The sequence below is a fragment of the Collinsella sp. OM04-5 genome, assembly GCF_003439125.1.
Lineage (GTDB): Bacteria > Actinomycetota > Coriobacteriia > Coriobacteriales > Coriobacteriaceae > Collinsella.
Genome location: NZ_QSUU01000005.1, coordinates 151304 through 157429, shown reverse-complemented (window position 1 = coordinate 157429; position 6126 = coordinate 151304). Strand labels below are relative to the sequence as shown.

Sequence of the window (6126 nt, the reverse complement as noted above, 5' to 3'; positions counted from 1 at the left end):
CGCAGGATCATCCCCATGCCCTGCATCCCCGCGCGGGCGCCCCGCGGTGCGGTTCGCCGGGGTCCGGCCTACTGCCCCTGGGCGCGGTAGCGCGCCTCGGTGGCCTCCTTGGCCGGGCGCCACCAGGACTCGTTGGCGACGTACCAGTCGATGGTGGCCCTGAGCCCCCCGGCGAAGTCGGTGTGGGCCGGCCTCCAGCCCAGCTCGCGCCGGAGCTTCGTGCTGTCGATGGCGTAGCGGCGGTCGTGTCCGGGGCGGTCTGCGACCCAGTCGAAGTCCTCGGGGTCGCGCCCCATGGCCTCGAGGATCATGCGCAGCACGGTGATGTTGTTCCTCTCCCCGTCGGCTCCGATGAGGTAGGTCTCCCCCATGCGGCCCTTGGTGAGGATGTCCCAGACGGCGCTGGAGTGGTCCTCGGTGTGGATCCAGTCGCGGACGTTCTCGCCGCGGCCGTAGAGCTTGGGGCGCACGCCGTCGACGATGTTGGTGATCTGCCTGGGGATGAACTTCTCCACGTGCTGGTAGGGGCCGTAGTTGTTGAAGCAGTTGGAGATCGTGGTGCGAAGCCCGTAGGTGCGGGTCCACGCTCGGACGAGCATGTCGGAGGACGCCTTGGTGCTCGAGTACGGGCTGCTCGGGTGATACGGCGTCTCCTCGGTGAACTTCGCCGGGTCGTCGAGCGCAAGGTCGCCGTAGACCTCGTCGGTGGAGACGTGGTGGTAGCGGACGCCGTATTTGCGGACGGCCTCCAGCAGGCGGAAGGTTCCCTCGACGTTGGTGCGCAGGAACGGCTCCGGGTCGGCGATGGAGTTGTCGTTGTGGCTCTCGGCGGCGTAGTGCACGATGGCGTCGTGGCCCGGCACCAACTCATCGAGCAGCGCGGCGTCGCAGATGTCGCCCACGACGAGCTCCACGCGGTCGGAGGGCAGCCCGGCGATGTTCTCGGGGTTGCCGGCGTAGGTCAGCTTGTCCAGGACGGTGACGTGGACGCCGGGGTGGTTGTCCACGACGTAGTGCACGAAGTTGCTGCCGATGAAGCCGCAGCCGCCCGTGACGATGATGTTCCTGGGCTCGAAGAGCTCTTCAGACAGGTTTCTATCTCCCATTGGATTGAATTAGTACTCGCGCGGGCTGTTGACGATCTCGCCGGCGGCGACCTTCTTCAGGTGCCGGCCGTAGACCGACTTGCCGTAGGCCTCCGCGGCCTCCTCCAGCTCCGCGGTCGTGATCCAGCCGTTCTCCCAGGCGATCTCCTCGGGCACGGACACGGGCAGGTCCTGGGAGTGCTCCACGGCGCGGACGAACTCCGCGGCCTCGTGGAGGCTCTCCATGGTGCCGGTGTCGAGCCACGCGTAGCCGCGGCCGAGGGTGACGACGGACAGCGTCCCCTCCTCCAGGTACATCCGGTTGAGGTCGGTGATCTCCAGCTCGCCGCGGGCGGAGGGCTCCACCCCATGCGCCTTGGCGGCCACGTCGCCCGGGTAGAAGTACAGGCCGGTGACGGCGTAGGAGCTCTTGGGCTCGGCGGGCTTCTCCTCGATGGAGACGGCACGGCCCTCGCGGTCGAACTCCACGACGCCAAAGCGCTCGGGGTCGTCCACGTGGTAGCCGAAGACCGTGGCGCGGCCCGACTCGGCGTTCTGCACGGCGCGCGTCAGGTGGCGCGACAGGCCGTTGCCGTAGAAGATGTTGTCGCCGAGCACCAGCGCGCACGGCTCGCCGGCGATGAACTCCTCGCCGATGGTGAACGCCTGCGCCAGGCCGTCCGGGCTGGGCTGCTCCGCGTAGGAGAGGTTCACGCCGTAGCGCGAGCCGTCCCCGAGCAGGCGCTCGAAGTTGGGGAGGTCGGTCGGCGTGGAGATGACCAGGATGTCGCGGATGCCCGCCAGCATGAGGGTGGACAGCGGGTAGTAGATCATGGGCTTGTCGTAGACCGGCAGCAGCTGCTTGGAGGTCACGAGCGTGAGCGGGTACAGGCGCGTACCGGACCCGCCGGCGAGGATGATGCCCTTCATGGCACTATTACCTTCCGAGGAAAAGTTCTTCATAGCTGTCGGTGATGGACCGCCACGAATACCGGTCGCGGATAACGGAAGTCGAGGCCGTATCGAGCTCCTCGATCGAGTTTGAGTCCATCATGTCCGCACGGTTAATAAGTTCAGCCAGGTCTCCGGATCCCTTACTCCAATACAGAGCCGAGTCCTCGGCGACCTCGCGGTTGAAGCCGACGTCGAGAAGGAGGTTAAGGCGCGTGGATGCCAGCGCCTCCAGGAGGCTCGGGTTGGTGCCCCCGACCTCATGGCCGTGGAAGTAGCCGTAAGCCTGCTCACGAATCTTCTTTAGGAGCTCCTGGTCGTAGACGGTTCCCACGAACTTGATGCGTGGGTCGGACTTGAAGTGCGTCTTCCGCTCGAGCTCTGCGAGGAAGGAGTCGTCCACTCCCGTCACGAGCGCGAAATCCCGCTTGGAGTCGGAAGCCATGAACTCCCGAATCATGGTCTCGTAGTTGTTCTCAGGCACGAAGCGTCCCACAACCAGGTAGTAGCCGTAGGGCTCGAGGCCCTTCTCGGAGAGCCATCCGGTGAACTTGGGGTCGTCGTCAGCGAGCGCGGAGTGCCTGATGTCGGCCCCGTAGGCGATGAAAGTCGTCTCGGGGTCCAGGTCGGCATACTCCCCTCGAATGTACTTCTCGATGTTCTTGGAGTCGCACACCATCAGGTCGGCGTGCTTGACCATCCCGCGTTCCGAGACCTTCCAGTACTTGCGGACGGGCGCGCTCCACTTGGCGCGCTTCCATTCGTGCCCGTCGGGGTTCACGAGGACCTTGCCGCCAAGGGCGTGGATCCTGTTCACGTACCTGCCGAAGAACGGCCCGATGCGACAGGCCAGCACGTAGACGATGGGGTGCTGGACTCGGTTCTCCTCAATGTAGGCGATGCACCACTTGAGGGCGTCGATGTCGTAGAAGATCGCCCTCGCGGCACCGACAGGCCTGCGCAGCACGTTGAAGCAGTGCGCCCCGTTGTGCTCGAACTCGCCGACTTGCTCGGCGGAATCCACGGCGCACGCCACGTGATATTTGATGTCAGGCGAAACCTGATTCTCGGTCAGCTTCTCCACGAACGTCTCGTAGCCGCCGTAGTTTGCCGGAATCCCCTTGGATCCGATGATGAAAACATGCTGCATTAGTACGCATCGCTCCCGTTGAAGACCTCCAGAACCGTGAGGAAGACGATCTTGAGGTCAGTGACAATTCCGCGCCTGGCTATGTACTCGAGATCACGGCGGACCATGCCGTCGAAACCAGTTGAGTTACGATCGGTAACCTGCCACCAGCCGGTGATGCCGGGCTTCACGGCCAAACGTTGCAGGTCGTACTCGGTGTACTCCGCGACCTCATTCGGCAGCGGCGGTCTGGGGCCAACCACGGACATCTGACCCAGAAACACATTCAGGAACTGCGGGAACTCGTCGATGGAGTGCTTGCGGATGAACTTCCCGATCTTGGTGACGCGGGGGTCCTCCTTCATTTTGAACATGGCGCCGGCGATCTCGTTTTGCTCCTTGAGCTCGGCGAGGCGCTCGTCGGCGTCCCTGTACATGGAGCGGAACTTCCACATGCGGAAGGTTGACAGGCTGCCGTCGGGGCAGGTCTGACCAACGCGGATCTGGCTGTAGAAGGGGTTGCCCTCACTCTCTAGGCGGATGGCCGCGGCAAGCACAAGGCTGGGTACGGCTATGACGGCCAGCACGCAGCCGCTGAACACGATGTCAAAGGCGCGCTTAACGGCGCGGTAGGCCAGGCGCGAACGATCCCAGTCCACGATGGATTGCATGGCCTTGTAACGGCCGACGCCCTCGCGCCGGTCCATGGCCTGAGCAATCAGTGCCGCCCCTGCGGGCGCATCCGTTGTATATTGAGTTTTATCCGACACGTTCTCTTCCAACACTTCGTCCCCGGGTCGGGGATCCTCCCTGTTCTGAATAGCGACCGTCTGCAGCTAAGCGATCGCCTTTTTAAGGTTTCGCGTTACACGCTGCTCGGCCGAAAGCACGGCAAGACCAACGCGCGTAGTCACGCGTCGACCGCACAGGTCGAGCTCCAAATAAGCAGTGTTTTTGCGTCTGTTAATGGTTTTGATAAGGCCTTCGTGGCCCAGCAGTGGACCTGCCGTCACTACGACCTGATCACCGTTTTTTAGGGCCTCGCTCATGGGCACAACGCGGTCTCCCCTATGCGTAAAGCTGCCAATAAGCTGGACCTCTTCTTTTGCCAGCGGCACAAACTGACCGTCCTGGGATAGCACCCGGGCAAAGTCGTCCACGCGAAGCAGATACTGTTGCACGGTACGGGGATCTGCCGTGTCGCAGATAAGATAACCGGGGAACAGCGGCTTGGTCGTATTGACCCATTCGCCGTGTACCTTGATCTCGGTTTGAAATTGGGGATAAAAGAGCTCCTGCATGGCGCTTGCCGGCACCATATGCTCGATGCGCTCGCGCATTACGTCTTCGCGACCGTTAATGACCTGGATCACATACCACACGAGTACCACCCCCTTGCTGTCTTACGTGTGGCTCACGGGGTTTGGGTATGGCTACGCCAGAGCGCTTGTGCGCAAAGGCGCCCCATATTCAAACCCTGAGCCCAGTCAGACAAGCACGTGGCTCTGCCCCACCGTGAACGGTATGTATACAAGCAGCGCTGAGGTCACAGGCACGTATCGCAAGAATGCCAGCAACCTCAGCTGACTGCGTGCGAACCAGTCAAGAGAGTTCAAAAGTGGTCCGCACGCAAACAGCTGAATACTGCTGCGGTTTGTCATGAGAATATATTGCACAGCCTATGGCGAGCTTATAAATAGCCACAAAGCAAGTGCAAAATCGCACATGACAATCGATATTGGAGCTCGTGGTGTTTCTGGCACCGCCGTTACGGCCGGATGCTGATCAACCCTGCGCTTTATGACTTGCTGGAGCCGTGAGCACAGTTGAACTCATGTAACGTTAGGTATCCTAGCACAAGCTGTTAGTGAAACTGATTTGGGCTGCGTTGGACAACATATCGTTCATTTGACGTGATTAAGGGGGTTGTTTTGGGATGTTGTTCACGTTGGCGCAGGTTATTGGGGTGCTGGCAATAATTAGGTGCGTTCCTGAAGCCAAACTGGAGCAGCGAGCTGCACTGGTAATTGCGTTTGGATAACAAACTATGTACAGACATGGGAAATAAATTGTGCAACTTTTTGTTGGCGTAGGTGGGGTTTGTGGCGTGTGGTGTTTCATATGAAAAAAGGCCTTCGAAATACCGAAGACCTTTGCATTCACGATGGTGGAGACGAGGGGGATCGAACCCCTGACCTCTTGACTGCCAGTCAAGCGCTCTCCCAGCTGAGCTACGCCCCCGTGACGTGGAGATACTATAGGGGAAGTTGGCACGGCGTGCAAGGACTTTTTTGAGCCAGACTCTAAATGCCTATTGATATAGAAAAGCGATGGCGATGCCGGTGTGGACTTGAATCGTGGCTGTTGACCTGACGACGTTGCTAATGCCCGTGTCGGCTAACAAGCCCAGGGGGGCGTGATCTAGCTCCCATTCTAGGCCGTGTTCGCTTACCTCGGTGTTGGGGGCAATGGCGATGATGGAGAACGTCTTGCCCTCGGCGCCTTCGATGGCCCACGATTCGCCTGCGCGAAGGATGTGGGAGACTACCTTGTCCTCGGCAATCCAGACGGGAGCATCTTTGTAGTTGGATAATAGGCCTAGGACGCTTAGGGCCATATCGGGGCGGCCGCCGGTGGCGCAAGTCGCAACTACTTCGGCAACCGGCCAGCGGCGTCGGACGGAATCGAGCGCCAGCGCCAGATCGGTATAGTCCTTGTACGGATCGTGGCGCTCAACTTCAAAATCGGTGGCGGCATCGACCAGCGCGCGACCTGCATCGCTCACCGTGTCGGCATCCCCCACATATACGTCGCAGCTCAGGCCGGCGCCCAGCAACGCATCGAGTCCGCGGTCCACGGCGACAACGTGGTCGCACTCCCCTGCTAGCCTACGCAACAGATCCGCGCTCGCCACCACGGGCGAGCCGCAGACCACTAATACCTTGCAAGCCACAGCCCTCG

The 6126-nt window shown here is 61.2% G+C and carries 6 protein-coding genes and 1 tRNA gene; all 7 read right to left on the bottom strand.

Features of this window, described 5'->3' with window-relative positions:
* Positions 1 to 68: 68 nt before the first annotated feature.
* Positions 69 to 1106 (bottom strand): dTDP-glucose 4,6-dehydratase, encoded by a 1038-nt coding sequence (rfbB, locus tag DXB53_RS04595; protein ID WP_117583504.1) that lies wholly within the window; start codon positions 1104 to 1106, stop codon positions 69 to 71.
* Positions 1107 to 1115: 9 nt separating this feature from the next.
* Positions 1116 to 2015: a glucose-1-phosphate thymidylyltransferase RfbA gene (gene rfbA / locus DXB53_RS04590; RefSeq protein WP_117583503.1), complete on the bottom strand. Its 900-nt coding sequence runs from the start codon at positions 2013 to 2015 to the stop codon at positions 1116 to 1118.
* 7 nt (positions 2016 to 2022) lie between these two features.
* Positions 2023 to 3186: a beta 1-4 rhamnosyltransferase Cps2T gene (cps2T, locus tag DXB53_RS04585; RefSeq protein ID WP_117583502.1), complete on the bottom strand. Its 1164-nt coding sequence runs from the start codon at positions 3184 to 3186 to the stop codon at positions 2023 to 2025.
* On the bottom strand, positions 3186 to 3935 hold the full coding sequence (locus DXB53_RS04580; RefSeq protein WP_233503805.1) for a sugar transferase: 750 nt from the start codon (positions 3933 to 3935) through the stop codon (positions 3186 to 3188). Before DXB53_RS04580 ends, cps2T begins: the two co-directional genes overlap by 1 nt.
* Before the next feature lie 66 nt (positions 3936 to 4001).
* Complete coding sequence (gene loaP / locus DXB53_RS04575) at positions 4002 to 4547, bottom strand: antiterminator LoaP (protein ID WP_233503804.1); 546 nt, start codon at positions 4545 to 4547, stop codon at positions 4002 to 4004.
* 783 nt (positions 4548 to 5330) lie between these two features.
* Positions 5331 to 5406, bottom strand: a tRNA-Ala gene (locus tag DXB53_RS04570).
* A gap of 70 nt (positions 5407 to 5476) precedes the next feature.
* Positions 5477 to 6118 (bottom strand): thiamine diphosphokinase, encoded by a 642-nt coding sequence (locus DXB53_RS04565; RefSeq protein ID WP_117583499.1) that lies wholly within the window; start codon positions 6116 to 6118, stop codon positions 5477 to 5479.
* Positions 6119 to 6126: the final 8 nt, after the last annotated feature.

What these genes read in the sequence shown, in the direction of transcription:
- cps2T (WP_117583502.1), bottom strand. Translation starts at nt 3,186, where the DNA reads ATGCAGCATGTTTTCATCATCGGATCCAAGGGGATTCCGGCAAACTAC.
- rfbA (WP_117583503.1), bottom strand. Translation starts at nt 2,015, where the DNA reads ATGAAGGGCATCATCCTCGCCGGCGGGTCCGGTACGCGCCTGTACCCG.
- rfbB (WP_117583504.1), bottom strand. Translation starts at nt 1,106, where the DNA reads ATGGGAGATAGAAACCTGTCTGAAGAGCTCTTCGAGCCCAGGAACATC.